The sequence below is a fragment of the Marinibacterium profundimaris genome (genome assembly GCF_002210095.1).
GTDB classification, from domain to species: domain Bacteria; phylum Pseudomonadota; class Alphaproteobacteria; order Rhodobacterales; family Rhodobacteraceae; genus Marinibacterium; species Marinibacterium profundimaris.
In genome coordinates this window covers 422,871-448,524 of sequence record NZ_AQQR01000004.1, presented here as the reverse complement: position 1 = coordinate 448,524, position 25,654 = coordinate 422,871, and the positions used below count along the sequence as shown (strand labels likewise).

The following is a 25,654-nucleotide window of genomic DNA, read 5'->3' as shown; positions in this document are numbered from 1 at the left end:
AAGGATGGCCGCGCAGAGGTCAAGATTGGGTAAGCGCGGCCAATAGCCCGGCATGGACGGCTGCCCCGCCGGCAAGCACGCCGTTGACCGAGGGCTGCGGATTGTTGAACCGCAGGGCCTGTCCCAGCCGGTCGGAGACCCGGGCGCCGGCCTCGCGCAGGATCAGGTCGCCCGCGGCGACATCCCATTCCCAGGTCCGGCGCAGGGTCAGCATGCCGTCAAAGCGCCCCTCGGCCACGGTGGCCATGCGATAGGCCAGCGAAGGGCGGTATTCCCGCTTGAACGGCGGCGGGCCGGCCTTCCAGTGGCGTGACTCCAGCGCCGGGCGCGCGGCAAGCACGGTGGCGTCCTTCATCCCGGCGGTGTCGCTGGGCGCGATCGGCGCGCCGTTCAGCGTGGCGCCCTGGCCGGCGGCGGCGGCGAAGAGTTCGTCGCGCATCGGCAGGTAGATGACGGCGGCGGTGACCACGCCGGCCTCGGCCACGGCGATCGCATGGGCCCAGGTCGAGGATCCGTCGATGAAGCTGCGCGTGCCGTCGATCGGGTCGATGATGAAGACCCGATCCATCGCCAGACGGTCGGGGCTGTCGGGAGATTCCTCGGACAGCCAGCCGTAGTCGGGCCGCGCCGGTTTCAGGATCCCGGCGAGCCGGTCGTTCACGGCAAGGTCGGCCTCGGTCACCGGCCCGGCGTCGCCGGGTTTGTCCCAGCTGCGCGCGGTGGCGCCGGTGAAGCCGAGCGCGACTTCTCCGGCGGCCCGGGCGGCATCGACAAGAAGCGCAAGATCAGCTGCCGGCAAGGGTCATCCCGTCGATCAGCAGCGAGGGCACGACCCGGCTGAGGTAGGTCCGCGCGTCGTTGGCGGGGCGGATCCGCAGCAGCATGTCATGCAGGTTGCCGGCGATGGTGCATTCGTTGACCGGGTAGGCGATTTCGCCGTTCTCGATCCAGAACCCCGAGGCGCCGCGGCTGTAATCGCCGGTGTTGGGGTTGATGGTCGACCCGATCATCGAGGTCACCAGCAGCCCGGTGCCCATGTCGGCCATCAGCTCTTCGCGGCTTTGCTGCCCCTGGGTCAGCGCGATGTTCCAGTTCGACGGCGAGGGCGGCGACGACGGCCCGCGCGTGGCATTGCCGGTCGATTGCAGCCCCAGCTTGCGCGCCGAGGCAAGGTCCAGCGTCCAGCCCGTCAGCACGCCGTTCTGGACGATGGCGCGGCGGGCGGTGGGCAGGCCTTCGGCATCGAAGGGACGCGAGCCGCCGATGCGGGGGCGGAACGGATCCTCGATGATCGAAAGCGCTTCGGGCAGGACCTGTTCGCCCAGCCGGTTCATCAGCCAGGACGACCCGCGCGCCACCGCGCCGCCGTTGGCGGCCGACAGAAGGTGGCCGATCAGCGAGCTGGAGATGCGTTCGTCGAAGAGCACCGGGTAGGTGCCGGTCTTCGGCTGGCGGGCGTTCAGTGCTGCGGCCGCGCGTTGCCCGGCGCTGCGGCCGATCTCGGCCGGGCTGCGCAGGTCGGCGGCGTAGGTGCGGCTGTCGCCGTCATAGTCGCGTTCCATCCCCGTGCCTTCGCCGGCGATGGCCACGCAGGAGACCGAGCTTCCGGTGCGTGCATAGCCGGCGGAGAACCCGTTGGTGGAGGCGAGGTGGATGTCGTTCCACCCGTAAGAGGCGCTGGCCGATTGCACCTGGCTCACCCCGGAAATGGCGCGGGCGGCGGACTCGGCCTCCAGCGCCATGTCGCGCAGGGCTTCGGCGGCGGGTTCGGGGGCGGGATCGAACAGGTCAAGCGCGGCCGAGCCGGTGTCCTGCGTCAGCTGCGAGGGATCGGCGAGGCCGGCGTGGGGATCGTCGGGCGCCTCGCGCGCCATGGCAACGGCGCGTTCGGCCATCAGCGCCAGCGTCTCGGGCCGCGTGTCCGAGGCCGAGACGATCGCCTGCTTGCGCCCGATCAGCACGCGCAGTCCAAGGTCCGTGCTTTCAGAGCGCTCCGCCTGTTCCAGCTCGCCCTCGCGCACGTCGATCATGACCGACCGGCCCTCGATCGCCAGCGTGTCGGCAGCCTCGGCCCCGGCCTTGCGGGCGGCGTCGAGAAGGGCGTGGGAAAGGGCGGCGAGATCCTGGGTCATGGGGCGTCTTTTTTCGGTGTCGGTTCCGAAGGCAGGTAGACCTTCGCTGCGCGTCCCGCAAGGTTTGCGGGCGCTTTGCAGGGGCTGGCGGTGGTGAAAGCCGCGGTTCTGCCGGGACGGGCCGGGCGGACGAGGCGGTCGAAATGGCAACGGGCCGCCCCATGGGGCGGCCCGGCCCTTTCAGGCGGCGCTTACTGGATGCGCTGGCCGTTGGCGGTGATGTGACCCTGCTCGTTGATCTCCAGCTTGGAGTTCAGCGTGTCGGGTTCGTCGCCGGGGACGGCCAGCAGGCCCATCATCATGCGCGCGCCGCCGGCTTCCTCTTCGCCGATCACGCCCAGCGTCATCAGCTTGTCCAGCAGCGCGTTGCCACCCGCCAGGCTGAGGTCGAGCGAACCGGTCGGCTTCGGCATGCCGCCGAAGGTCGCCAGGTCACTGTTGTCGAAGGTGAAACTCCCCGAGCCGTTCAGCGAGGCACCGACCAGGTCAAGCTTGATCGCGTTGATGTCGATCGCTTCCAGCTGGCCGGGGGCCGCGCCGGTTGCGGCAAGCTCCTCGGTCTCTTCGGAGTCGAGCAGGTTGACGAAGAGCTTCGCCTGGCCGGCCAGGTCCACCATCAGCGAGGCGGGATCGCGGGGCAGCACACCTTCGGGGTCGAACATCATCCAGATCATGTCGGACATCACGAAGTCCTGCAGGTTGACCAGCAGGGCGAAATCCTTCGGCTCCTCGCTTTCGGCCAGGGGCAGGGTGAAACCGGCCTCGAGCCCGGCGGCCTGCACCTCGAGCGGGAACGGCAGGTCCGAGGTGGTGACCGCGATGGACGACGCGACCTGGCGCAGGGCGTAGGTGAGGCTTTCGGCGTCGACGTTCATGTCGAACTCGCCGCTTTCCGAGCTGGACTGCGCCTCGAAGGTGGAGCCGTCGCCTTCACCCGAGAAGGTCACGGTGCTGCCCTGGTGCGAGAAGGTGCCGTCGAGCATGTAGCCGTCCTGCATCAACTCGACGAGGTCGCCGCCGGCGCTGGTTTCACTGGGCAGGGTGGCGGTTCCCGTGAAGCTGACGTCGGTCATCTCGCCCTTTGCAGCGCCGGAGCCTTCGTCTTCCATGTCGACGCCCATGTCGAAGCTGACCGAAGTGGCCTTGGCGCTCATCTCGACCGGGCGCGGCTCGCCGCTGCCGATGGTGGTGTCCGAGGTCAGCCCCTGCATGATCATCGACACCTTTACCGCGTCGGGTGCCAGCGCCTCGTCGGGCGCGTCGATCGAGGTCAGCGCGACCTCGACCGAGGAGGCGGCGTAGGTTTGCGTGACGTTGTCGGGATCGCCCGACAGGGCCAGGCTCGCGCCCTTCTGGATCACGTCCATGTGCAGCGTGACCTCTTCGCCGGTCTCGGGATCGGAGAACGACGAGATGACGGGCAGCACCTCGGGCATCTCGACCGTGACTGAGCCGTCGCCGGTCTCGACGAAGCGCAGGGTGCCGAAATCGACCGAGGTGGTCGCGTCGGCGTCGTCGCTGGACATGGTGAAGACGGTGTCGGAGATCACCAGGGCGTCGCCGTCCCGGCTTTCGGTGGCGGAGCTTTCATAGCCCGAGCCGGTCATCATGTCGCGCAGGGTGGTCCAGGCCTCTTCGGCGGTGATGTCAGCGGCGGCGCCCTGTGCGAAGGCGGCCGACATCAGCGCCGCAACGGCGCAGGACGATGTCAAATGTCTCATGGAAAAAGGTCCTCTCCTGGAACGGTGCCTTATGCTCCGACGTCGGGCCGGTCGCGTCAACCGCCGAGATGGGGTGGCCGATCACCCGGGCGCGAGGAGAGGGCCGGCCCCGTGCAAGGTCCCGTGAAAGGTCCGATACACGGCCCCGGAAAGGCGTATGCGAGGCGTGCGTGCGGCGCGGCCAGGGGCCTGATCGCGTGGCCGCAGGGCGGGACGGTGACGCAGGGCAGGCGGCCGGTCCTTGCAATCCGTGGGCTGGCCCGCATTCTGGCCCAAGCGCCCGTCAGGGCAGGCCAAAGCCCGGAGCTTCCATGATTCGCCACGACACAGCCGACGGCATCTGGACCGTCACCATCGACCGGGCCGAGAAGGCCAATTCCCTGACCCATGCCATGCTGACCGAGCTGGCCGAGCTGATGGAAGCCGCGCAGGAGGCCCGGGCGGTTATCCTGACGGGCGCGGGCAAGGTGTTCTCGGCCGGGGCGGACCTGGAGGAGGCGCGGGCGGGGCTGGCGACCTCGGACGTGTGGGAGAGGCTGTCGGGCGCGGTGGCGGCGCTGCCCTGCCTGAGCATCGCTGCGCTGAACGGGACGCTGGCGGGGGGCGCCATGGGCATGGCGCTGGCCTGCGACCTGCGGCTGGCGGTGCCGGGTGCGAAATTCTTCTACCCGGTGATGAAGCTGGGCTTCCTGCCGCAGCCTTCGGATCCGGCGCGGATGTCCGCGCTGGTGGGGCCGGCGCGGACCAAGCTGATCCTGATGGGCGGCCAGAAGATCCCCGTCGAGGAGGCGCTGGCCTTCGGGCTGGTGGATCGGATCGTCGAGCGCGAGACGCTGCTGGAGACGGCCCGCGAGATCGCCGCCGACAGCGTTGCGGCCGATCCACGGATCCGCGCGGCGATCAAGCGCATGTGCGGCTGAGACCGCGGACGCCCCCGCGCCCGGCTCCGAAGGCCGCTCCCACCCGCCCGCCCCGCGGCCCCCGGACCCGGGCGCGGGGGCGCGATATCGGCCGGCGGATGGTTCAATGGCCCGGTGTAGCAGGCGTCAGAGCGGTTGGAATTCTGCTGGTTGCCGTGCCGGTGAATGCAGGCTGCCGGCGGCCTTGCCCCTGGCACAAAAAAAGACCGGGCGCGAAGCCCGGCCAGGTCCAACAGGGAGGTGCATGTCAAACCCGGACATGCGCGGGATAATTAGAATTTAGCGCATAATTGCTACCAAATCCTTAAGCATTACGTCGCACATCAGGCGACGAGCCGGTATCCGCCGCTTTCGGTGACCAGAAGCCGCGCATTTGACGGATCGGGTTCGATCTTTTGGCGCAGCCGGTAGATGTGGGTTTCGAGCGTGTGGGTCGTGACGCCGGCATTGTAGCCCCAGACCTCGTGCAGCAGCACGTCGCGGGCGACCACGCCGTCGGTCGAGCGGTAGAGGAACTTCAGGATGTTCGTCTCCTTCTCGGTCAGGCGGATCTTGCGCTCGTCCTCGGTGACAAGCAGCTTCATCGACGGCTTGAACGTGTAGGGGCCAAGCTGGAAGACGGCGTCTTCGGATTGTTCGTGCTGGCGCAGCTGGGCGCGGATCCGGGCCAGAAGGACCGGGAACTTGAACGGCTTGGTCACGTAGTCGTTGGCGCCGGCATCCAGGCCCAGGATCGTGTCAGCGTCGCTGTCATGCCCGGTGAGCATCAGGATCGGCGCCTTCACGCCCTGCTTGCGCATCAGCCGGCACAATTCGCGCCCGTCGGTGTCGGGCAGGCCGACATCGAGGATGATGAGATCGTATAGCGCCTCTTTCGCGCGTTCCATCGCGCTGTGGCCGTCGCCGGCCTCGAAGACGTCGAAATCCTCTGTCATGACAAGCTGTTCGCTCAGCGCGTCGCGCAGGTCGTCGTCGTCGTCCACCAGAAGGATCTTCTTGAGCTGTGCCATGTCGCGTACTCCTGTTTCGTCTGTAGATGGAAGATGTTCACGGAAGGGCAAGTTTTCCTGCAAACCCATCACGCCGACGTGTGTACAGGGCGGGTTTTGTTTCACTTCCATGTCAAAATGGCGTAGCCGACCGTTGGAAATTCCTTAAACGGGATCAGCACAGTGACACTTACCCTCACCCTGCCCGAACGGCTGGCGCGCGCGCGGGCCGATCTGCGCATGGGCGTGCCGGTGGTTCTGATCGCGGGCGGCCGTGCCGTAATCGCCCTGGCGGCCGAGACCCTGACCGCCCCGAGGCTGGAAGAGCTGCGCGCGCTGGGGCAGGCGGTGGTGGCCGTCACGGTGCGCCGGGCCGAGACGCTCAAGGCGCGGGCCTATGACGGCGATCTTGCCCGGGTGCTGCTGCCGCGCGGCGCGGACCTGGCCTGGGTGCAGGCGGTGGCGGACCCGGCGGATGACCTGAAGGTGCCGATGAAGGGCCCGCTGTCGACCGAGCGCGACGGCAAGGCCGATCTGCATCGCGCTGCCCTGGTCCTGGCGAAATCGGCGCGGCTGCTGCCCGCCTGTGTCGTGGTGCCGGTGGAGGACGGGACGGCGGTGGCCGCCGCCTTCGGGCTGACGGTGATCGACGTGGAGGGCGCGGGCCCTCACCTGCTCGAACGCTCGCCGCTGCATGACGTGGTCTCGGCCCGATTGCCGATGGAGGTGTCGGAGGCCGGGCGGCTGCATGTGTTCCGACCCGAGGACGGCGGCGAGGAGCATTACGCGATCGAGATCGGTCGCCCGGATCGCAAGAAGCCGGTTCTGGCGCGGCTGCATTCGGCCTGTTTCACCGGGGACCTGATGGGCTCGCTCAAATGCGATTGCGGTCCGCAGCTGCGCGGCGCTCTGGCGATGATGGGCGAGGAGGGGCAGGGGATCCTGCTGTATCTCAACCAGGAGGGGCGGGGGATCGGACTTGCCAACAAGATGCGGGCCTATTCGCTGCAGGACCAGGGCTTTGATACGGTGGAGGCCAACCACCGTCTGGGCTTCGAGGATGACGAGCGCGATTTCCGGCTGGGCGCGGATATCCTGAAGGAGCTCGGCTTCTCCTCGGTCCGGCTGCTGACGAACAACCCGGGCAAGATCGCGATGATGGAAAAGACCGGCATCAAGGTGACCGAGCGCGTGCCGCTGAAGGTGGGCGAGACGCATCACAACCGCGCCTATCTCGCCACCAAGGCGGCGAAGTCGGGGCACCTGTTGTGAGCCTTCGGTCATGAGCCCCGCAGACCTTGTCCTGACGCCCATGGGGCTGCGGTTCCTGGGTCGGCGGCTGCCCTGTTCGATCGGGCGCGGCGGGCTGAGCGGTGACAAGCGCGAGGGCGACGGGGCGACACCGCGCGGCGTGCACCGGGTGGTGGGGATGTATTATCGCCCTGACCGGCTGCCGGCCCCGGTCGACTGGGCGGTGCCCATCGGGCCGCGCGATCTGTGGTCCGATGATGTCGACGATCCGGCGTACAACCACCTGGTCCGCGCGCCCTGGCCCTTCAGCCATGAACGGATGCGGCGGGCCGATCCACTGTACGACATCGTGCTGGTGACAGACTGGAACTGGCCCGATGCGGTGCCGGGGCGGGGCTCGGCGATCTTCCTGCACCAGAGGCGGCGGCCGGGTTATCCGACCGAAGGCTGCGTGGCCTTGCGGCGCGACCACCTGCGCTGGGTGGCGGAGCGGCTGACACCGGGAACGCGGCTGATCGTGCGTTAAGATACTGTAATATATCCGGAAAGAGATCCACTTCCGGATATGGCGTTGGGGTCATCCGGCGGGCGGAACTCGGTCTCCGAAGATGGCGGAGCCGACACGCACATGGGTGGCCCCCAGCGCGATGGCGCTTTCGAAATCCGCGCTCATCCCCATCGACAGGCCGTCGAGCCCGTTGCGTTCGGCGATCTTCGCGAGCAGCGCGAAATGCAGCGCGGGTTCCTCGTCCACCGGCGGAATGCACATCAGCCCGTGGATCGGCAGGTCCAGGTCCCGGCATTCGGCGATGAAGGCATCCGCATCGGCGGGCAGGATGCCGGCCTTCTGCTCCTCCTCGCCGGTGTTCACCTGGATGAAAAGGTCGGGGCAGCTGCCCAGCTCCTGCGCGATGCGGGCGATGCCCTTGGCCAGTTTCGGGCGGTCGACGGAATGGATCGCGTCGGCCAGTTCCATCGCCTGGCGGGTCTTGTTGCTTTGCAGCGGGCCGATCAGGTGCAGTTCGATCCCGTCATAGCGGGTGCGGAAATCCGGCCATTTGCCGGCGGCCTCCTGCACCTTGTTCTCGCCGAAGATGCGGTGGCCCTGCTCCAGCACGGCTTCGACCCGGTCGAGCGGCTGAACCTTCGACACGGCGATCAGTTTCACCGATCCGGGCGTGCGCCCGGCGTCGGCCTCGGCCTTTGCGATACGGTTCTGGATGTCCTCAAGCGCCATTGTCGTCTCCTGTGCCGGATTCGCGGGGACAAAACACCGATAGGGCGGAAAAGGGAAGGGGCCGGCCGTTCGGGGCAGGGGCCGTTGAGGAAAGGCGGTGGGGCGTCGCGCAAGGACGGCGGGGCCGTTGGCCCAAAGAAAAAGGGCGCGCTCGCAAGAGCACGCCCCAATTCGGTGGTCAGGTCAACTTATCAGAAGTTGAACAGGACACCCAGGTCGCCGACCATGTAGCTGTCGTCTTTCGGGCCTTCGGCACCGATGCCGCCCTTGAGCGAGACACCGCCGCCCAGGTCGTGCACGAATGCAACGCCGTAGCCTTCGTCGTCGTCATCGCCGGTACCCGTACCGTAGGATGCGAGGATCGAGGTTGCTGCGCCCACGTCGAAGGAGAGCGACAGACCGTAGACGGTGCCGTCGATGTCCGGTGCGCCAGCTGCCAGGTCCAGATCTTCGTCGCCGACGAACAGGGTGCCCGAGAAGCGGTCGAAGTCAGCACCCAGGGTGAAGACGAGCAGGCTCTGGTCGATTTCGTTTTCACCGTAGGTCAGAGCCGCGGTGAAGTTGTTGAAGGTGTACGAACCACCGATATCCCAGCGGTCGTTGTCCAGAAAGGCTTCCTGGTCGTACGATGCGCCGAAGAAGAAGCCGCCTGCGGTGTACGAAGCGTACACGGCGTTCGAGCCGGAACCGGTCGAGGAGTAGGCGAGGAAGTCATAGTCAACACCGGTGTACTGGCCGGTGAAGGCTTCCAGGCCGGGCTCGAAGCCGTAGTAGTTCGGCATGTTGTCGAACGAACCTGCGACGTTGCCGGCGTCGACGCGGAAGCCGCCGTACTGAACCGAGTAGCGTGCGCCGTTCAGGCTTGCGCTGTTCTGCTCGTTGAACGCCGGGGAGTCGTCAGCCTGCAGACGGACACGAGCCGAGAACTCGACGCCGCCGTCGGTGACGGCCATGCCGTCGATGTTCAGACGGAAGCGCGAGACCAGCGACACGTCGGTGTCGGTCACGTCGCCGTTAATGTCGGTGATCTGACGGTCTTCCTGGTAGCCCAGACCAAAACGGCCGTAGCCGCTGAACGACACCTGTGCTGCGGCCGCGCCGGCCAGCAGGACCAGTGCAGTCGAGGTGAAAAGGGTCTTTTTCATGATGTTCCCTCGGTTTAAGATTTCGCGGCCCAAACGAATGCGGACAGGCACCTGCTTGGGTATGAACACCGTGTCGCTCTTTTGGGGGTCGTTGCACAAGGTAGCGCGTCAGAGCAGCGCCCAATCCCCCCGAAATTGGTGCAAGGATGTCACAGTGATGTCGGGGAGGGGGAAAGGGCGCCAAAGCCCGTCCTGGCAAGGCTCTGACCGTCCTTGCGTCAACTGGGCTGCGGCCTCTGTGACCGCCCGGCGCGAGGGTGTTTCCACCCTGCCCACGCCCGTGCCGGTCAATCCTGGCATCGGCCCTGTCCGACAGATGCCGCCGGCGGGCGCGGGATCCGGGGGAATCGGCATCGTGCGAGGGAGCACGACACTGCCGCGAAATTACCCTTTTCCGGACGCGCGCAGCCGTGGCGCGCGTCCGATGGTCTGACCTCTGTCCGGTTGGTCGCGGCGCCCGGCCTGGGCCGGGCGCCGCGACGTCGGGATCAGAAGTTGAACAGCACGCCGAGGTCGCCGACCGTGCTGGACGAGCCGTTGCGCGGGCCTTCGGAACCGATGCCGCCCTTGAGCGCGACGCCGCCGCCGAGATCGTGCACGAAGCCGACCGCGTAGGCTTCGGTGTCGGCGTCGCCGCTGCCCGAACCGTAGGAGGCCACGATCTGCGTCGCTGTGCCAACATCGAAGCCGGCCGACAGACCGTACACGGTGCCGTCGGTGTCTTCTGCGCCCGGCGCCAGGTTCAGGTCTTCGTCGCCGAGGAAGGCGTTGACGGTGAACCGGTCGAAGTCGGCGGTCAGGACACCGATGAGCAGGCTCTGGTCGTTGTCGTTCTCACCGTAGCCGACGTAGAGGGTGTAGGCATCCGCGAAGGTGTATTGCGCGCTGATGTCCCAGCGGTCGTTGCCGGTGACTTCATCGGGGTCGTACGAGCCACCGACCAGGAAGTTCGGGCCGGTGTAGAACGCGGCCACGGCGTTGGCGCCGGATCCGGTGCTCGAATACTCGAGGAAGTCGTAGTCGACAGCCGCGTATTGCCCGGTGAAGGCTTCGAGGCCCGGCTCGAAGCCGAAGTAGGCGTCAGAGGCGTCGAAGGCACCCGACACGTTGCCGACGTCCAGGCGGAAGCCCTGGTAGATCGCCGAGAAGCGTGCACCGTTCAGCGTGGCGCTGTTTTGCTCGTTGATCTCCGGGTCGTCGTCGGCCTGCAGGCGGACACGGGCGGAGAATTGCACGCCGCCGTCGGTGTAGGCATCGGCGTCGATGTTCAGACGGAAGCGCGAGATCAGCGCCGTGTCTTCGCCGCCGGCGTCACCGTTGGCTTCATTGTAGCCAAGGCCGAAGCGGCCGTAGCCGCTGAAGTTCACTTGGGCAGCCGCTGCGCCAGCAACCAGGATCAGGGCGGACGTCGTGAGTAGCGTTCTCATGATGTGCTCACTTCATGTAACGAGATGATTTCGGTTTTCATACATCCAGGCAGTCAGTTGGCAGCGACGGTCGGTCGCTCGTCCCTGACCGGGTGTGGCGCCGATATCTGCTGACAGCATGTAAATCGCAAGGCATCGGAAACGCATTTTCGAAACCGATGTGTCTTCGACGCAGACATGCAACCACGATTTCGCGAGCGGTTCGTGAGCAAAAGTGTAGTCGGAGAGGACATAACGCTGCGTCACCCCTCTCGAGCTTGGCGACATAATCCGCGGTGGCGGCCTCTGCAATCTGCGGGCGATGAAAAACGGCGGACCTGCGGGGGGCTTGTTGAGCCGGGCGCGCTTCTCTAGAGGTATGTCGGAACGGATCTGGCTTTCGGAAGACGCGGATAATGAGCACGACGAAGATCATTGCAGGCCTCGCCGTGATGGCGCTGCTGGCGGCATGCGGGAACAGCGCGACTCAGTCGGCGGCGACAGAGCCGCCCGTTGACCTGTCCATGGACAGTGACGAACGCCGCAACCAGACCGAAAGCACGATCTGGACGCTCTTCGACCGGCCCGACGTCGAGGCCGAGGTTCAGGTGAACCGCTATCTCTGGTTCGCCTCGCTCGACGTGCTGGATTTCCTGCCCGTGCAGACGGTGGATCCCTTCACCGGCCTGATCGTCACCGGCTACGGCACGCCTCCGGGCGGCGGCGGCACCTATCGCGCCACCGTCCATATCTCGGACCCGGCGCTGGACGCACGGTCGCTGTCGGTGTCGCTGCAGACGCGCGGCGGGGCGGTCAACGCCGCCACCACCCGCGCGATCGAGGATGCCATCCTGTCGCGCGCCCGCCAGCTGCGCCAGGCCGACGGCCGGCTCTAGGCCCGGGCCTTTCCGTTTCTCCGGCGTCAGGCCTCTGGCATCGACCGCCGGTTCGCATTATCAGGACGCCGGGCCGCCCGCAGCCCGGCGTTTCTTACGTTATCCGAGGACCAAGACCGCATGTCGCGATATTCCGCAGCCGAGATCGAGGCCAGATGGCAGGAGGCCTGGGACAAGGCCGATGTCTTCAAGGCCGTCCGCCAGGAGGGCAAGCCCAAGTATTACGTGCTCGAGATGTTCCCCTATCCCTCGGGGCGCATCCACATGGGCCATGTGCGCAACTACACGATGGGCGACGTCATCGCGCGCTACAAGCTGGCGACAGGCCATTCGGTGCTGCACCCGATGGGCTGGGACGCCTTCGGCATGCCGGCCGAGAACGCGGCGATGGCCAGCGGCGGCCACCCGAAGGATTGGACCTACGGCAACATCGCCACGATGAAGGACCAGATGAAGCCACTGGGCCTGTCGATCGACTGGTCCCGCGAATTCGCCACCTGCGATCCCGAATATTACGGCCAGCAGCAGGCGCTGTTCCTCGATTTCCTCGAAGCCGGGCTCGTCTACCGCAAGAACGCCGTGGTGAACTGGGACCCGGTCGACATGACCGTGCTGGCCAATGAACAGGTGATCGACGGCAAGGGCTGGCGCTCGGGCGCGGATGTCGAACGCCGCGAGCTGACGCAATGGTTCTTCAACATCTCCTCGATGGCCGAGGAACTGCTGGACGCCATCGACGGGCTGGACAGCTGGCCGGCCAAGGTCAAGCTGATGCAGCAGAACTGGATCGGCAAGTCGCGCGGCCTGCAATTCGCGTTTCAACGCACCGACGGCGGCGAGATCGAGGTCTATACCACCCGCCCCGACACGCTGATGGGAGCGTCCTTCGTCGGCATCTCGCCCGATCACCCGATTGCCAAGCAGCTTGAGGCCGAGAATCCGGAAGTCGCCGACTTCGTTGCGAAATGCCGCCGCGGTGGCACGACCGAAGAGGCGCTGGAAAAGGCCGAGAAGCTGGGCCTGGATAGCGGTCTGAAGGTCAAGCACCCCCTGAACCCCGACTGGGAACTCCCGGTCTGGATCGCGAACTTCATCCTGATGGATTACGGCACCGGCGCCATCTTCGGCTGCCCGGCCCATGACCAGCGCGACCTCGATTTCTGCCGGAAATACGACCTGCCGGTGAAGGACACCTTCTTCGCGCTCGACAACCCGACGCCGGTCGCGACCGAGGCCTTCGTGCCGCCCAAGACCGAAAAGGTGAAGTGGGTCGACCATTTCGCAGGGCTGGACGAGGCGACCGGGCAGGAGGCGATCGACGCCACCATCGACTTTGCCGAGGCGCAGGGCTGGGGCAAGGGCGTGACCAACTTCCGCCTGCGCGACTGGGGCCTCTCGCGGCAGCGCTACTGGGGCTGCCCGATCCCGGTGGTGCATTGCGACACCTGCGGTGTCGTGCCCGAGAAGAAGGAAAACCTGCCCGTCCAGCTGCCCTATGATGAGGGCAACGGCAAGCCGATCGACTTCTCGATCCCGGGCAACCCGCTGGACCGGCACCCGCACTGGCGCGACGTGGCCTGCCCGAAATGCGGCGCCCCGGCGAAGCGCGAGACGGACACGATGGACACCTTCGTCGACAGCTCCTGGTACTACGCCCGCTTCACCGCGCCGCGCGCTGATACGCCGACGAACATGGCGGATGCCGAGTACTGGATGAACGTCGATCAGTACATCGGCGGAATCGAGCACGCGATTCTGCACCTGCTCTATTCCCGCTTCTTCGCCCGCGCGATGAACGTGACCGGCCACCTGCCCGAAAGCGCGCGCGAACCCTTCGACGCGCTCTTCACACAAGGCATGGTGACCCACGCGATCTACCAATCCGTGGGCGACAACGGCCGCCCGGTCTATCACTATCCCGAGGACGTGGACCTGCGCGACGGCAAGGCCTTCCTCAAGGACGGCGGCGCCGAGGTCGAGATCATCCCCTCGGCCAAGATGTCGAAGTCGAAGAACAACGTGGTCGATCCGCTCAACATCATCTCCTCCTTCGGGGCCGACACGGCGCGCTGGTTCGTGCTCTCCGACAGCCCGCCGGAGCGTGACGTGGAATGGACCGCCTCGGGCGCCGAGGCCGCGTCGAAGCACCTGTCGCGCGTCTGGTCCCTGTCGGTGAAGATTGCCGAGACGGACCCGCAAGGGGGCGGCGAGGGCGACGAGGAGCTGATCCGCGCCACCCACAAGGCGATCTTCGACGTGACCCAGGGCGTCGAAAGCTTCGGCTTCAACGCCGCCATCGCCAAGCTCTACGCCTTCACCAACCTGCTGTCGAAATCGAAGGCCGGGAAAGAGGCGCAGCGCTTTGCCATCATGACGCTCGCGCAGCTCATGGCGCCGATGACCCCGCACCTGTCGGAAGCGATCTGGGAAGCGCAGGGCGGCGAGGGCATGATTGTGACCGCACCCTGGCCGGTGGCCGAGGAAAAATACCTGGTCGAGGATACGGTCACCCTGCCGGTGCAGGTCAACGGCAAGCGCCGGGCCGAGATCCAGGTGGCCAAGGATGCCGACAAGGCGGAGGTCGAGGCGATGGCGCTGGAAATGGATGCCGTGCAGAAGGCGCTGGATGGCGGGACGCCCAAGAAGGTCATCGTCGTGCCCGGCCGTATCGTGAATGTGGTGGTCTGATCGCAGAGCCCTGCTGCTGGCCCTGCCGCTTCTGGCGGCGGGCTGCGGCTTCACGCCGGTCTACGGACCGGACGGGATCGGCACCGCGCTGCAGGGGCAAATCCGCGCGGACGAGCCCGACAGCGAAGAGGCCTACATGCTGGTCCGCCGGCTTGAGGAAAAGCTTGGCCGGCCGGCCAACGCGGCCTATCGCCTGAATTACGACATCACCACGATCGAATCGGGCCAGGCGGTGACCGCCTCGGGCGACATCACCCGCTATAACCTTGTCGGGCGGGTCGATTACGTGCTGGTCCGCGCCTCGGACGGCGCCGTGATGGCGGCCGGCAATGTCGAGAACTTCGCCGGCTATTCCGCCTCGGGCTCCACCGTCGACACGCTGTCGGCGGAACGCGACGCCGTGCGCAGGCTGATGGTGATCCTCGCCGATCAGCTGGTGGCCGAGCTTTATACCTCCGTCGACACCGCGCAGCCGCTGCTGCCGCCGGATCCCACCGCAACCGGGGCCAGCGGCTCGTGAAGCTCTCCGCCCGCGACGCCGAGGCCTTCCTGGCCAAACCCGACGCGGACCGCTCCGGCCTGCTGATCTACGGCCAGGACGGAATGCGCGTCGCGCTGAAGCGCCAGCAGGTGCTGAAGGCGCTGCTGGGCCCCAATGCCGAGGAAGAAATGCGCCTGACCCGCATGCCGGGCGCCGAGCTGCGCAAGGATCCGGCCGCGCTGCTGGATGCGGTCAAGGCCACCGGCTTCTTCCCCGGGCCCAGGTGCGTCTTTGTCGAGGAAACGCCGGACAATGCCCATGTCGCCGTGGCGCAGGCGCTTGAAGACTGGGCGCCGGGCGATGCCTTTGTCCTGGTAACCGCCGGCGCGCTGAAACCGGCGTCGAAACTGCGCAAGCTGTTCGAGGGTCACCGCCGCGCGGTGGTCGCCGCGATCTACGACAACCCGCCCACCCGGGCCGAGATCGAGCGCACCCTGGGCGAGGCCGGTCTGCGCGACATCCCCGCAGACAGTGCCGGCGCGCTTGCGAGCCTCGCGCAGGAGCTCAGCCCCGGGGATTTCGCCAAGACGGTGGAGAAGATCGCGCTTTACAAGCTGGGCGATGCCTCGCCGCTGAGCCTTGAGGATATCGAGGCCTGCGCGCCGCGGTCGACCGAGGCCGGGACCGATACGCTGATCGACATGGTGGCCTCGGGGCAGGGGGGCGAGGTCGGGCCGCTGGTGCGGCGCCTGCAGGGGCAGGGGATCAATGCGGTGACGATCTGCATCACCGCGATGCGCCATTTCCGCATGCTTTATACCGCCGCCGCCGATCCCGGCGGGCCTGCCGCCGGCGTCGGCCGCCTGCGCCCGCCGCTTTACGGGCCGCGCCGCGACAAGGTGGTGCGCCAGGCCCAGGACTGGGGGCCGGACAAGCTGCAGACCGCCCTGACCCTGCTTACCGACACCGATCTTGCCCTCAGATCCGCCGGACAGACCGCCCCGGCCATGGCGGTGATGGAACGCGCGCTGATCCGGCTCGCCATGTTGTCGCGGTCGCGCTAAGCCTGTCGGCGCAAGGGATGACCCGGGCGCGCAGACTGCGGATCCCGGGGCGGCCCGCGAACAGGGAGTGACAGATGATCAAGGTTTATGGCCAGGTGGCCTCGCGCGCGTTCCGGGTGTTGTGGGCACTGGAGGAGATCGGCCTGGAATACGAGCTTGTCGATGCCGGGCCGCAAAGCGACACGGTGCGCGCGGTCTCCGGGCTGGGCAAGATCCCGGCGCTTGAGGTCGACGGCGCGATCCTGACCGATTCGGTGGCGATCATGACCTTCCTTGCCGACCGCCACGGCGCCCTGACCTTCGAGGCGGGCACGGTCGAGCGCGGCCGCCAGGACGGGTTCACCGAGCGGGTGAACGACGAATTCGACGCGCTGCTCTGGATGGCGGCGCGGCACGGGCGGATCCTGCCCAAGGCGCATCGCGTGCCCGAGGTGATCCCCTCGCTGAAATGGGAATTCGGCCGCAACATGGAGCGGCTGGCGGCGGAATTCGAGGGCCCCTACCTGATGGGCGAGACGATGACGATCGCCGACATCCTTCTGGGCCATTGCATCGGCTGGGCGACGCTGGCCGAATTCCCGATCGAGAGCGAGAAGATGCAGGCCTACGGCAAGGCCCTGCGGTCGCGCGATGCATACAAGGCGGTCCGCGCGAAGGCGTAAGGCCGGGCGCGCGCGCCGTGCAAAGCCCACCGTGCAAAGCCCGCCCGCGCCCCGTTCCCGAGGACGCTCCCACCCGCCCACCCCGCGCCTCGCTCCGGCGCGCGGGCGGGCTTTGCTGGGAGGGCTTGCACAGGGGTGCTCAGTCCCGCCCTGACAGCCAGTCCAGTGCGCCCTGTGCCGCCCAGCGGCCCGTGGCCAGGCAGCCGGTCAGCAGGTAACCACCCGTCGGGGCCTCCCAGTCCAGCATCTCGCCCGCGGCGAAGGTGCCGGGCCGGGCGCGCAGCATCAGGTGATCGTCCAGCGCGGCGCGGGTGATCCCCCCGGCGGTGGAGATCGCCTCGTCCATCGGGCGCAGGCTCGCGACCGGGACCTTCAGCGCCTTGATCACGCCGGCCAGCGCCTTCGGGTCCTGCGGCAGGGGCCGGGCGCATTCCATCAGCAGGGCGCGTTTCACCGGGTCGAGCTTCAGCACCTTGCGCAGGTGATTGGCCCAGCTTGCCTTGCCCCGCGGCCGGGCCAGCCGCTGCTCAAGCGCCTGTGCGTCGAGGTCCGGCGCCAGGTCCACCAGCAGCGGCGCGCCTTCGCGCAGGCCCCGGCTGACCGCGTAGATCCCGCCGCCTTCCAGCCCGTGTCGCCCCAGGATCGCCTCGCCGCGTGACACATGCGCTCCGGCGCGCCAGGCCACGCCCTTCACCGGCTGGCCCGTCAGCGGCGCCATATGCGCCGACCAGTCCACGCAGGCCGCCGCGTTGGCGGGGGCGAACGGCGCGACCTGCACGCCGTCTTCCGCGACCACCGGCGCCCAGAGACCATCGGCGCCAAGCCGCGCCCAGCTGGCGCCGCCAAGCGCCAGGATCGTGACATCCGCCGTCACGCGCCGCACCGCCTCGGGCGTGTCGAACAGCGCCGCCGCACCGTCCCAGCCGGTCCAGCGCCAGCGGACATGCGCCTTCACCCCCGCCGCGTCCAGCCGCGCGAGCCACGCGCGCAGCAGGGGCGAGGCCTTCATCGCCACCGGGAAGACCCGCCCGCTGGACCCGGTAAAGAGCGGCTGCCCCAGCCCCTCGGCCCAGGCCATGACCTCTTCCGGCCCGAAGGCGTCCAGCATCGGCGCCAGCCAGGGCGTGGCCTCGGCATAGGCGGCGCGGAAGGGCTCTCGCGCCTCGGCCTTGGTCAGGTTCAGCCCGGATTTGCCGGCCATCAGCAGCTTGCGCCCGATCGAGGGCTTGGCCTCGGCCAGGGTCACATGCAGGCCTGCGCCCGACAGCACCTCGGCCGCCATCAGCCCGGCGGGGCCTCCGCCGATCACGAGGGCGGTCCTGGGGGATGTCGGTCGGGTCATGGCTTGCCTTGGCTGCGGAGCCCTTCATCTATGGGGGATGGCGCGACAGGGAAAGACGTGACGGTGAACGACGCGATGGAGGACCCGATCTGCCCGCTTTGCGGCCGCCCGATCCCGGGAGAGGCCAGGCAGAGCCTGCATCACCTGATCCCGAAGCTGAAGGGCGGCAAGGGCGGGCCGGTCGTGTTGTTGCACCATATCTGCCACCTGGAGATCCACGCGACGCTGACCGAGGCCGAGCTGGCGGCGCAGTACAACTCGGTCGAGGCGCTGCGCGGGCATCCGCGGCTGGCCAAGTTCATCGCCTGGGTGCGCAAGCGGCCGCCGGGGTTCCATTCGAAGGTGCCGGGGCGGAGGCGGAAACGATAGGGCCTCAGGCGATGGCGGCGCGGACGGCATCGATGGCGGCACGGATGTCCGCCCCGGTTGTGCGGTGGTTCACGATGGCGGCGCGCAGGCAGGGGCGGTCCGCGACCTTGCCGGTGGAGAAGACCGCCGTGCCCTCGGTCTGCAGCCGCGCCGCGATGTCGGCCGGATCGGCCTTGCCCGGGTAGAAACAGCAGATGTTCGAGATCACAGGGACGGCGAGTTCAAGCTCGGGCGCCTCCTCGACCAGCTGGCCCATCAGCGCGGCCTGGCGGCAATTGTCGGTGATGGCGCGGCCGAAGGCTTCGGTCCCGTGGGCGGCGAAGGCGGCCCAGGCTTTCAGCGCCAGGAATCCGCGCGACAGGTCCATGCCGTAATCGCAGAACCACAGGTCGCCGCCGGCCAGCCCCTCGGCGCCCGAGGCAAGGTAATCGGGGCGGCTGGTGAAGGCGGCGCGGTGCAGGTCGTGATCCGCGATCAGGCAGGCGCCGCAGGAATAGGGCACGCCGATCCACTTGTGCAGATCCAGCGCGATGCTGTCGGCCCGGCCGATGCCCCGGGCAAGGTCGCGCCAGGGCGCCTCGGCCAGCTGGATCCAGAAGCCGAAGGCGGCGTCGATGTGCAGCCAGATATCCTCGGCCGTGGCCAGATCGGCGAGCGCGTCCAGATCGTCGAAGGCACCGATGCCGACCGATCCGGCGGTGCCGACGATGGCCAGCGGTTCGATCCCCCCGGCCCGGTCGGCGGCGATCCGGGCGCGCAGGGCATCCAGGTCCATGCGGTGACCGGCATCGGTGGGGATATGGGTCAGGCTGTCGGTGCCGTGGCCCAGGATCTCCAGCGCCTTGTCGATGCAGGAATGGCCGCCCTCGGCCACGTAGACCCGGACCGGCGGCAGCCCGGCCAGGCCTGTTTGGCGGATCCCGGCGCCAAACAGCTTCGTGCGCGCCGTGGTCAGCGCCAGGATCGTCGCCTGCGAGGTGCCGCCCGTGAGGATGCCGAAGGCGTCCCCGGCCATGCCGGCGGTGTCGCGCAGGAAGTGGAGCACCGCGCGCTCGACCTCGGCCGCGCCCTGCCAGCGGCCGCCGGTATTGGCGTTCATCGTGGCGGCGACAAGCTCTGCGGCCAGGCCCACGGGCAGGCCGGTGCCATGGACCCAGCCCCAGAAACGGGGATGGGTGTTGCCGGTGGCCTGGGCCATGATCGGGCCGGTCATCCGGTCCAGCACCCCGGGCAAGGGCTGCGCCGTGCCGTCGAGCGCGACAGTCTCGGCGAACCCGGGCGGCACGGGTTGCCAGGGCAGGTCGCGGGCGGCCTGCAGCCGGGCGAGGCAGGCGTCGAGCACGCCGTGCATCGCGGTCGCGAAATCGTCCCAGTCGTCGGGGTCGATATGGTGGCCCTCGTGGCGGGTCTTGTCGCTCATGGGGCTGACTGAAACCGGGGCCGGCGATGCCGTCAAGCCGGTTGGATCGGCCGGTCGCATGCGGTAGGGCAGGGGTGCTTTTCCGGAGACATCCCATGCCCTTCACCATCGCCACCTGGAACATCAACTCGGTCCGCCTGCGCGCGGCGCTTGTCACGCATCTGATGCGCGAGGAGGCGCCGGACGTGCTGTGCCTGCAGGAATGCAAGTCGCCGGTCGAGAAGATCCCCTTCGATATCTTCGAGGCACTCGGCTACCGCCACATGGTGGCGCGCGGACAGAAGGGCTACAACGGCGTGGCCATCCTGTCGAAGCTGCCGATGGAAGACGCGGGCGAGAAGGATTTCGCGAAGCTCGGCCATGCCCGCCACGTGGCGGGCAAGCTGGAGAACGGGGTGACGATCCACAATTTCTACGTCCCCGCGGGCGGCGACAAGCCGGACCGAGAGGTGAACGAGAAGTTCGGGCAGAAGCTGGACTACCTGACCGAGATGCGGGACTGGTTCCGCGCGGAGGCGCCGGAGAAGGCGATCCTGGTGGGCGATCTGAACATCGCCCCGCGCGAGGATGACGTGTGGAATCACAAGCAGCTGCTGAAGGTGGTCAGCCACACCCCGATCGAGGTCGAGCACCTGGCCGAGACCCGGGAGGCCGGGAAATGGGTGGATATCACCCGTCAGGACCTGCCGGAGGGGAACCTCTATTCCTGGTGGTCCTACCGGTCGCCGGACTGGGACGCGGCGGACAAGGGACGGCGGCTGGACCATGTCTGGGCGACGCCCGACATTTCGAACGCGGGCCATTCCAGCCGTATCCTGCGCGCCGCGCGGGGCTGGGACAAACCGTCCGATCACGCGCCGGTCTTCGCGATCTTCGACCTGTGAGACATCGGGTGTCCCACGCGTGGGACACTTTCCGGGTCCAACAATAACAATGGGTTGCGAGGGCGCATTTACCGTTTCTTAGGGATTTCCGCCGATACGTTCGGCGGTTCCACGCGCAAGACATGCCGCGATCCATCATATGTGGGGGACAGCGGCCGCGCGAATCTCCATGCTAAGCGTTAACGCACCAAGCATGGAGGCCCATTTTGATGGATACCCCAACATTCAATACGGATCCATTGCGTGTCGCGGAGATCAGTCACCGCATGAGCAATGGGTTCCAGATGATTCAATCCTATACCCGGCGTCAGCTGGCCGAGTGCCAGGACGACGAGGCCCGGCGCCGCCTGGGCGAGGTGCTGGACCAGATCCGCTCGGTCGCGAGCCAGTCCAAGGCGCTGGCGCGTGCGGATCTGGGGGACCTGGGCGGGTTCCTGGACCTGATGGAGCCGCACTGGGTCAGGCTTGGCGTCGCCGAGGGGATCGGCGTTGTCCTGCGCCGGGACCGAAACACGACGATGCCGCCGCAGATCTCGGAATACGCCGCCCGCATCCTTCTGGAAGCGGTGTCCAACAGTCTGGAACATGCCTTCCCGGACAATCGCACCGGCGAGATTCGCATCGAGGCCACCTTGTCCGAGGACCAGACCTGCCGTTTGCGGGTCGAGGACAATGGCGTGGGGCTGCGGCACAGCGCGTCCCGGCCTGGCCACGGCAGCGGAACGGGGATCGTGCGGTCTCTTGCCGGGGAAATTGGCGGTTCGGCCGTCTGGCAGGACCGCACCGACGGCGGAACCGTGTTAATCGTCGAATTTTCAGTTAATATCCCGGAGTCGATTGCGACGTTGAACAACGCAAATGGCTGAATGGATCGCGAATGCCGAATGTGCTGGCCCGAAAACTGAGCAATGCCGGACCGCTTGGACAGGAAGACGTGAAGCGGCTGGCCGAGGTGGTGTCCGACGATTTCCGCATGGGGCCGCGTGAGGATCTGATCCGGCATGGTGAAGACCCGGAATGCGTCAACCTCGTGCTTAGCGGGATGGTCTGCCGGTACAAGCTGCTTCCCGACGGGCGGCGGGCCATCGTGGCCCTGATGCTGCCGGGCGACATCTGCGATCTCAACGTCGCGATCCTGGGGCGGATGGATCACAGCATCGGAACGCTTACCGATTGCCGGCTGGTAAAGATCCCGCGGGAGACGATCGACGACCTGTTGGACAATTTCCCCCGGATCCGCCGGGCCCTGTTCTGGTCGACGCTGGTGGACGAGGCCATCCTGCGGGAATGGCTTGTGAACATGGGGCGCCGCCGGGCCGAACAGAAGATGGCGCATCTGTTCTGCGAGGTCCATTCGCGTCTGCGGGCGGTCGACGAAATGTACGATTCCCTGCTGCCCCTGACCCAGGACGAGCTGGCCGACATCCTGGGAATATCGACGGTCCATGCGCAGCGCGTGTTGTCGCGGCTGCGCAGCGAGGGGCTGATCAACGTACAGGACAGCCGGGTCGCGATCCCGAACTACGACGCCCTGGAGGCATTCGCGGAATTCGAGGGGGATTACCTTCATCTCCCGCCCCCACGGGCGGATGCACCGGGCGCCTGACTTAATAAAACCCGAAAGGAGGGGCCGACATGACGCTCTTCTACTTCGATATCAAGACCGGTGAAGATTATTACGACGAGGTCGGGACCGACCTTGCGAACCGTGCCGAGGCCCGCCAGGAGGCCCTGGCCGTCCTTGCCCCGATTGCCGGGGAGCAAATGCCGGCGGATGCGAATTATTCGGTCTGCGTCACGGTCCGCGATCAGAACAAGCGCCCGATCTTTCATGCCAGCCTGTCTGTCGTGGAGGACTGGATCGAATAGGCTCGCGCGCGGAGGACAATCAACGTGCGCCCGTGGGCGGGGCGATAAATCATGGACGCCCGTGGGCGGGGCGATGCAGCGGCGCGGGAGCGGGCAAAACCCAGCGGGACCGGCTGACAACCGCCGATACACGGCTCCGTGAAGTGAATCCTTTTGGCACTGCCGACTCACGCCCTAGGCTCAGGGGTGTTGGAGCTTCAAACGAGGGAAATTCCGAATGAAAACCGTTTACTTCGCCGTTGCCGCAATGGGCATCACCCTGGCCGCCTGTTCGCAGCCCGAGCCCGAGCCGGTCTATGTCCAGCCGACCTACGACAAGTTCGGCACGCCGAGCTGCAGCGTGGGGTACGACCTGGCGACGCTGGAATCGGGCGCCCTGGTCTGCGCGCCGCTTCCGCCGGCCTGAGCCTGAGCGGATCGCGTCCTGACGTCACCGCGTGACCGGAGCCCCGGTCGCGCGGATGGTTTCTGACGGCCGGGCGCGCCCGCTGCTCCGGAGACGGGACGGCAACGGACCGGCGACGGGGACGGATCATGATTCCCGGCCCGGTCCATCCGTCGGACCCGGAAAGACAAAACCCCCGGACCTGTCCCGGTCCGGGGGCTTTTCATGTCGCACTACCATGTGATGCGGGGCCGAAGCCCCGGCAGGGCCGCGTCACGCTCCGGTCACGCGCCAGATCACGTCGCCCACGTCATCGGCCATCAGCAGCGACTTGCCGTCCGGCCCCACCACGACGCCGACGGGCCGCCCGTACGAGGTCTGCTCGTCCTCCGACAGGAAGCCCCAGAGGATGTCGCGCGGCACGCCCGAAGGCTTGCCGTCCGAGAAGGGCACGAAGATCAGCTTGTAGCCGCTCAGCGTCGACCGGTTCCACGATCCGTGCTGGCCGATCACCATCCCTTCGCCGAAGCCCGGCAGCGTGCCCTCCGGCATCCAGCACAGGCCCAGCGACGCGGTATGCCCGCCAAGCGCGTAATCGGGCTTGATCGCCCGGGCGACCAGCGCTTCGTCCTGCGGCACGCGGTCGTCCACGATCCCGTCCCAGTAGCAATAGGGCCAGCCGTAGAAACCGTCTTCGACCACCGAGGTCAGGTAATCCGGCGGGGTCTCGTCCCCCAGCCCGTCGCGTTCGTTGACCACGGTCCAGAGCGCGCCGGTCGAAGGCTCCCATGCCATGCCGACCGCGTTGCGCAGGCCCGAGGCGAAGATTTTCGACCCGCCGGTCTGCAGGTCCAGCTCCCAGATGCAGGCGCGGCCTTCCTCGGCCTCCATCCCCTCGTCCCCGATGTTCGACAGCGATCCGACCCCGGCATAAAGCTTCGTGCGGTCGGGTGAGAGCAGCAGGCTGCGGGTCCAGTGGCCGTGCGGCTTGAAATCGATGATCTTTTCGCCCGGGCCGGTCAGCTGGGTGGCGCCGTCCTCGTAGGAAAAGGTGACGATGCCGTCGGTGTTGCCGACGTAGAAGGTGCCGTCCTTCAGGGCCATGCCGAAGGGCTGGTTCTGGCCTTCGACGAAGACATGGCGTTCCTCGGCCACGCCGTCGCCGTCCGGATCGCGCCAGAGCGTGATGCGGTTGGCGCTTTCGCCGATGGCGCGGGCGCGGCGCATGGTGGCCTGGCGGACCTTCTCGATGAAGGTGTCGGGCTCGGTGGTGCGGCCAGTGGCCTCGGCGACCAGCACGTCGCCGTTGGGCAGCACCTCGATCCAGCGCGGATGCAGGAGATCGGTGGCGAAGGCGTTGACCTTCAGCCCCTCGGCCGCCGTCGGCACCTGGCCCGGGGCCCAGCCCTTCGCGGTCGGCATCTTCAGTGTCATGATCCCCTGCTTGCGCGCTTCGGGGATCTTCGGCGCCGTGCCGAAGGCGGCGACGCCGGGCTCGGACATGTGGCGCAGCCGGATCATCGCGCCCCCGACAACCTCGGCAACTCGGGCGTAGAAATCCATGATGGTCCTCTCGATCATTCTGGCCGTCGCGTCAGCGCGGCATCGGAGACCTGTTAACAGGAACGCCGGGGCGGCGTCATCCATCCCGTGGGCGCGGGCGGGTGCGAAGACCGCCCTGAGCACAATTGAGTGGCAGCGCGGGGCCGGCGGCAACGGCAAGGTCCGGCCTGCGCGGACCGCGACGGGGGCAGGGGCCGGCTGCGCGCCCTTCTGTCCAACGCGCCCCTTGGTTTCCGCGGCCGTCACCTTCATATAGGGGGCAAGCGCGAAGGAGATACGCTCATGATGGATTTGATGTCCGGCGCCGAGGGCGCCCCCGCGGACGACCTGATCAAGGAAAGCAGCGAAGCCACCTTCATGGCGGACGTGGTGGAACAGTCGCAGAGTGTTCCGGTGATCGTCGATTTCTGGGCCCCCTGGTGCGGGCCGTGCAAGACGCTGGGGCCCATGCTGGAAAAGGCCGTCACCGCCGCGAAGGGCGCGGTGAAAATGGTCAAGGTCAACGTGGACGAGGCGCAGATGCTCGCCGGGCAGTTGCAGATCCAGTCGATCCCGACGGTCTATGCCTTCTGGCAGGGCCAGCCGGTCGACGGGTTCCAGGGCGCGCTGCCTGGGTCCGAGATCGACGCCTTCGTCGACCGGGTGATCGCGGCCGCGGGTGGCGAGGCGCCGGGCGCCGGGCTTGACGATGCGGTCGAGGCGGCCGAGGCGATGCTGACCGAGGGCGCGGCCGTCGACGCGGCCCAGACCTTCGCGGCCGTGCTCGAGGAAGACCCGGCACATGCCGGCGCCTACGGCGGGCTGGTGCGGGCCCATATCGCGATGGACGATCTCGACCAGGCCGAGGCGATCCTCAACGGCGCCCCGGCCGAGATCTCGCATGCCGCCCCGCTGGAGGCGGCCCACGCCCAGCTGGAACTTGCGCGCCAGGCCGCGGGAGCCGGCCCGCTGGCCGATCTGATGGCGGCGGTCGAGGCGGCACCGGAGGATCACCAGGCGCGGTTCGACCTGGCCCTGGCGCTGCATGCCAACGGCAAGGTCGACGAGGCGGTGGACCAGCTGCTGGAGCTGTTCAAGCGCGACCGCGAGTGGAACGAGGGCGCGGCCAAGGCACAGCTTTTCACCATCTTCGACGCGCTCAAGCCCAACGATCCGGTGGTGCTGAACGGGCGTCGGAAACTGAGCTCGATGATATTTGCCTGACGGGACCAGAGGGCTAACTATCCCCAC

General features: G+C 67.5%; 25 protein-coding genes. 15 read left to right on the top strand and 10 right to left on the bottom strand.

What is annotated here, in order from left to right; all coding sequences use genetic code 11:
• Positions 1-19 precede the first annotated feature (19 nt).
• From ATO3_RS13265 to ATO3_RS13255, 3 genes are all read right to left on the bottom strand, one after another.
• Positions 20-799, bottom strand: coding sequence for an inositol monophosphatase family protein (locus ATO3_RS13265; protein WP_088650331.1), 780 nt, complete (start codon positions 797-799; stop codon positions 20-22).
• Entirely contained in the window at positions 786-2,132 is a 1,347-nt protein-coding gene (locus ATO3_RS13260; RefSeq protein WP_088650330.1) for a TldD/PmbA family protein, read from the bottom strand. The genes ATO3_RS13265 and ATO3_RS13260 overlap by 14 nt, the downstream gene beginning before the upstream one ends.
• 191 nt (positions 2,133-2,323) lie before the next feature.
• On the bottom strand, positions 2,324-3,853 hold the full coding sequence (locus tag ATO3_RS13255; protein ID WP_088650329.1) for a DUF2125 domain-containing protein: 1,530 nt from the start codon (positions 3,851-3,853) through the stop codon (positions 2,324-2,326).
• A gap of 311 nt (positions 3,854-4,164) precedes the next feature.
• Between ATO3_RS13255 and ATO3_RS13250 the strand changes: the two genes are divergently transcribed.
• On the top strand, positions 4,165-4,773 hold the full coding sequence (locus ATO3_RS13250; RefSeq protein WP_088650328.1) for an enoyl-CoA hydratase/isomerase family protein: 609 nt from the start codon (positions 4,165-4,167) through the stop codon (positions 4,771-4,773).
• Between the two features lie 323 nt (positions 4,774-5,096).
• On the opposite strand, the gene ATO3_RS13245 is transcribed toward ATO3_RS13250, so the two are convergent.
• Complete coding sequence (locus ATO3_RS13245) at positions 5,097-5,783, bottom strand: response regulator transcription factor (protein ID WP_088650327.1); 687 nt, start codon at positions 5,781-5,783, stop codon at positions 5,097-5,099.
• A 219-nt stretch (positions 5,784-6,002) separates the two neighbouring features.
• Between ATO3_RS13245 and ribA the strand changes: the two genes are divergently transcribed.
• Together ribA and ATO3_RS13235 are read left to right on the top strand one after the other, a co-directional pair.
• The gene (ribA, locus tag ATO3_RS13240; RefSeq protein WP_408630817.1) at positions 6,003-7,034 is read left to right on the top strand and encodes a GTP cyclohydrolase II; all 1,032 of its coding nucleotides are present in this window, start codon (positions 6,003-6,005) and stop codon (positions 7,032-7,034) included.
• A 10-nt stretch (positions 7,035-7,044) separates the two neighbouring features.
• Positions 7,045-7,539, top strand: coding sequence for a L,D-transpeptidase family protein (locus tag ATO3_RS13235; protein ID WP_088650325.1), 495 nt, complete (start codon positions 7,045-7,047; stop codon positions 7,537-7,539).
• Between the two features lie 51 nt (positions 7,540-7,590).
• Here ATO3_RS13235 and ATO3_RS13230 read toward each other — a convergent pair whose 3' ends face one another.
• The 3 genes from ATO3_RS13230 to ATO3_RS13220 all read right to left on the bottom strand — a co-directional run bounded on the left by ATO3_RS13230 (position 7,591) and on the right by ATO3_RS13220 (position 10,822).
• A complete protein-coding gene (locus ATO3_RS13230) occupies positions 7,591-8,250 on the bottom strand; it encodes a YggS family pyridoxal phosphate-dependent enzyme (RefSeq protein WP_088650324.1) in 660 nt (219 codons plus the stop codon).
• A 191-nt stretch (positions 8,251-8,441) separates the two neighbouring features.
• Complete coding sequence (locus ATO3_RS13225) at positions 8,442-9,395, bottom strand: porin (protein WP_088650323.1); 954 nt, start codon at positions 9,393-9,395, stop codon at positions 8,442-8,444.
• 488 nt (positions 9,396-9,883) lie between these two features.
• Positions 9,884-10,822, bottom strand: coding sequence for a porin (locus tag ATO3_RS13220; protein WP_088650322.1), 939 nt, complete (start codon positions 10,820-10,822; stop codon positions 9,884-9,886).
• A gap of 395 nt (positions 10,823-11,217) precedes the next feature.
• Between ATO3_RS13220 and ATO3_RS13215 the strand changes: the two genes are divergently transcribed.
• From ATO3_RS13215 to ATO3_RS13195, 5 genes are all read left to right on the top strand, one after another.
• Complete coding sequence (locus ATO3_RS13215; protein ID WP_233152128.1) at positions 11,218-11,697, top strand: DUF3576 domain-containing protein; 480 nt, start codon at positions 11,218-11,220, stop codon at positions 11,695-11,697.
• Between the two features lie 120 nt (positions 11,698-11,817).
• Positions 11,818-14,385: a leucine--tRNA ligase gene (gene leuS / locus ATO3_RS13210; protein WP_088650321.1), complete on the top strand. Its 2,568-nt coding sequence runs from the start codon at positions 11,818-11,820 to the stop codon at positions 14,383-14,385.
• Positions 14,372-14,905 (top strand): LPS assembly lipoprotein LptE, encoded by a 534-nt coding sequence (lptE, locus tag ATO3_RS13205; RefSeq protein WP_088650320.1) that lies wholly within the window; start codon positions 14,372-14,374, stop codon positions 14,903-14,905. The genes leuS and lptE overlap by 14 nt, the downstream gene beginning before the upstream one ends.
• Entirely contained in the window at positions 14,902-15,930 is a 1,029-nt protein-coding gene (gene holA, locus ATO3_RS13200) for a DNA polymerase III subunit delta (protein ID WP_088650319.1), read from the top strand. The genes lptE and holA overlap by 4 nt, the downstream gene beginning before the upstream one ends.
• 74 nt (positions 15,931-16,004) lie before the next feature.
• Positions 16,005-16,592 (top strand): glutathione S-transferase family protein, encoded by a 588-nt coding sequence (locus ATO3_RS13195; protein ID WP_088650318.1) that lies wholly within the window; start codon positions 16,005-16,007, stop codon positions 16,590-16,592.
• A gap of 139 nt (positions 16,593-16,731) precedes the next feature.
• Here ATO3_RS13195 and ATO3_RS13190 read toward each other — a convergent pair whose 3' ends face one another.
• Complete coding sequence (locus ATO3_RS13190) at positions 16,732-17,934, bottom strand: TIGR03862 family flavoprotein (protein WP_088650317.1); 1,203 nt, start codon at positions 17,932-17,934, stop codon at positions 16,732-16,734.
• A 75-nt stretch (positions 17,935-18,009) separates the two neighbouring features.
• Between ATO3_RS13190 and ATO3_RS13185 the strand changes: the two genes are divergently transcribed.
• Positions 18,010-18,303 carry an HNH endonuclease gene (locus ATO3_RS13185; RefSeq protein ID WP_088650452.1) on the top strand — a complete coding sequence of 98 codons (294 nt, stop codon included), beginning with the start codon at positions 18,010-18,012 and terminating at the stop codon, positions 18,301-18,303.
• A 4-nt stretch (positions 18,304-18,307) separates the two neighbouring features.
• On the opposite strand, the gene ATO3_RS13180 is transcribed toward ATO3_RS13185, so the two are convergent.
• Positions 18,308-19,723 (bottom strand): pyridoxal phosphate-dependent decarboxylase family protein, encoded by a 1,416-nt coding sequence (locus tag ATO3_RS13180; protein WP_088650316.1) that lies wholly within the window; start codon positions 19,721-19,723, stop codon positions 18,308-18,310.
• A gap of 95 nt (positions 19,724-19,818) precedes the next feature.
• On the opposite strand from ATO3_RS13180, the gene ATO3_RS13175 reads away from it, so the two are divergent.
• The 5 genes from ATO3_RS13175 (at position 19,819) to ATO3_RS13155 (ending at position 22,882) form a co-directional block, all read left to right on the top strand.
• Positions 19,819-20,607 (top strand): exodeoxyribonuclease III, encoded by a 789-nt coding sequence (locus ATO3_RS13175; RefSeq protein WP_088650315.1) that lies wholly within the window; start codon positions 19,819-19,821, stop codon positions 20,605-20,607.
• Positions 20,608-20,816: 209 nt separating this feature from the next.
• Entirely contained in the window at positions 20,817-21,473 is a 657-nt protein-coding gene (locus ATO3_RS13170) for a sensor histidine kinase (protein WP_088650314.1), read from the top strand.
• A gap of 11 nt (positions 21,474-21,484) precedes the next feature.
• Positions 21,485-22,213 carry a Crp/Fnr family transcriptional regulator gene (locus ATO3_RS13165; protein WP_088650313.1) on the top strand — a complete coding sequence of 243 codons (729 nt, stop codon included), beginning with the start codon at positions 21,485-21,487 and terminating at the stop codon, positions 22,211-22,213.
• A gap of 29 nt (positions 22,214-22,242) precedes the next feature.
• Positions 22,243-22,476: a DUF6894 family protein gene (locus ATO3_RS13160; RefSeq protein WP_088650312.1), complete on the top strand. Its 234-nt coding sequence runs from the start codon at positions 22,243-22,245 to the stop codon at positions 22,474-22,476.
• A 217-nt stretch (positions 22,477-22,693) separates the two neighbouring features.
• Positions 22,694-22,882: a hypothetical protein gene (locus tag ATO3_RS13155; protein ID WP_088650311.1), complete on the top strand. Its 189-nt coding sequence runs from the start codon at positions 22,694-22,696 to the stop codon at positions 22,880-22,882.
• Positions 22,883-23,134: 252 nt separating this feature from the next.
• On the opposite strand, the gene ATO3_RS13150 is transcribed toward ATO3_RS13155, so the two are convergent.
• A complete protein-coding gene (locus tag ATO3_RS13150; RefSeq protein ID WP_088650310.1) occupies positions 23,135-24,424 on the bottom strand; it encodes a PQQ-dependent sugar dehydrogenase in 1,290 nt (429 codons plus the stop codon).
• Positions 24,425-24,706: 282 nt separating this feature from the next.
• Here ATO3_RS13150 and trxA point away from each other — a divergent pair, with 282 nt between their 5' ends.
• A complete protein-coding gene (gene trxA / locus ATO3_RS13145; RefSeq protein ID WP_088650309.1) occupies positions 24,707-25,627 on the top strand; it encodes a thioredoxin in 921 nt (306 codons plus the stop codon).
• The last annotated feature ends 27 nt before the right edge of the window (positions 25,628-25,654 follow it).

What these genes read in the sequence shown, in the direction of transcription:
- ATO3_RS13160 (WP_088650312.1), top strand. Translation starts at nt 22,243, where the DNA reads ATGACGCTCTTCTACTTCGATATCAAGACCGGTGAAGATTATTACGAC.
- ATO3_RS13235 (WP_088650325.1), top strand. Translation starts at nt 7,045, where the DNA reads ATGAGCCCCGCAGACCTTGTCCTGACGCCCATGGGGCTGCGGTTCCTG.
- ATO3_RS13150 (WP_088650310.1), bottom strand. Translation starts at nt 24,424, where the DNA reads ATGGATTTCTACGCCCGAGTTGCCGAGGTTGTCGGGGGCGCGATGATC.
- ATO3_RS13230 (WP_088650324.1), bottom strand. Translation starts at nt 8,250, where the DNA reads ATGGCGCTTGAGGACATCCAGAACCGTATCGCAAAGGCCGAGGCCGAC.
- ATO3_RS13195 (WP_088650318.1), top strand. Translation starts at nt 16,005, where the DNA reads ATGATCAAGGTTTATGGCCAGGTGGCCTCGCGCGCGTTCCGGGTGTTG.
- lptE (WP_088650320.1), top strand. Translation starts at nt 14,372, where the DNA reads ATGTGGTGGTCTGATCGCAGAGCCCTGCTGCTGGCCCTGCCGCTTCTG.
- ATO3_RS13185 (WP_088650452.1), top strand. Translation starts at nt 18,010, where the DNA reads ATGGAGGACCCGATCTGCCCGCTTTGCGGCCGCCCGATCCCGGGAGAG.
- ATO3_RS13190 (WP_088650317.1), bottom strand. Translation starts at nt 17,934, where the DNA reads ATGACCCGACCGACATCCCCCAGGACCGCCCTCGTGATCGGCGGAGGC.
- ATO3_RS13215 (WP_233152128.1), top strand. Translation starts at nt 11,218, where the DNA reads ATGAGCACGACGAAGATCATTGCAGGCCTCGCCGTGATGGCGCTGCTG.
- ATO3_RS13170 (WP_088650314.1), top strand. Translation starts at nt 20,817, where the DNA reads ATGGATACCCCAACATTCAATACGGATCCATTGCGTGTCGCGGAGATC.
- ribA (WP_408630817.1), top strand. Translation starts at nt 6,003, where the DNA reads ATGGGCGTGCCGGTGGTTCTGATCGCGGGCGGCCGTGCCGTAATCGCC.
- ATO3_RS13245 (WP_088650327.1), bottom strand. Translation starts at nt 5,783, where the DNA reads ATGGCACAGCTCAAGAAGATCCTTCTGGTGGACGACGACGACGACCTG.
- ATO3_RS13225 (WP_088650323.1), bottom strand. Translation starts at nt 9,395, where the DNA reads ATGAAAAAGACCCTTTTCACCTCGACTGCACTGGTCCTGCTGGCCGGC.
- ATO3_RS13220 (WP_088650322.1), bottom strand. Translation starts at nt 10,822, where the DNA reads ATGAGAACGCTACTCACGACGTCCGCCCTGATCCTGGTTGCTGGCGCA.
- ATO3_RS13255 (WP_088650329.1), bottom strand. Translation starts at nt 3,853, where the DNA reads ATGAGACATTTGACATCGTCCTGCGCCGTTGCGGCGCTGATGTCGGCC.
- ATO3_RS13180 (WP_088650316.1), bottom strand. Translation starts at nt 19,723, where the DNA reads ATGAGCGACAAGACCCGCCACGAGGGCCACCATATCGACCCCGACGAC.
- ATO3_RS13155 (WP_088650311.1), top strand. Translation starts at nt 22,694, where the DNA reads ATGAAAACCGTTTACTTCGCCGTTGCCGCAATGGGCATCACCCTGGCC.
- leuS (WP_088650321.1), top strand. Translation starts at nt 11,818, where the DNA reads ATGTCGCGATATTCCGCAGCCGAGATCGAGGCCAGATGGCAGGAGGCC.
- ATO3_RS13165 (WP_088650313.1), top strand. Translation starts at nt 21,485, where the DNA reads ATGCCGAATGTGCTGGCCCGAAAACTGAGCAATGCCGGACCGCTTGGA.
- ATO3_RS13260 (WP_088650330.1), bottom strand. Translation starts at nt 2,132, where the DNA reads ATGACCCAGGATCTCGCCGCCCTTTCCCACGCCCTTCTCGACGCCGCC.
- ATO3_RS13175 (WP_088650315.1), top strand. Translation starts at nt 19,819, where the DNA reads ATGCCCTTCACCATCGCCACCTGGAACATCAACTCGGTCCGCCTGCGC.
- trxA (WP_088650309.1), top strand. Translation starts at nt 24,707, where the DNA reads ATGATGGATTTGATGTCCGGCGCCGAGGGCGCCCCCGCGGACGACCTG.
- ATO3_RS13250 (WP_088650328.1), top strand. Translation starts at nt 4,165, where the DNA reads ATGATTCGCCACGACACAGCCGACGGCATCTGGACCGTCACCATCGAC.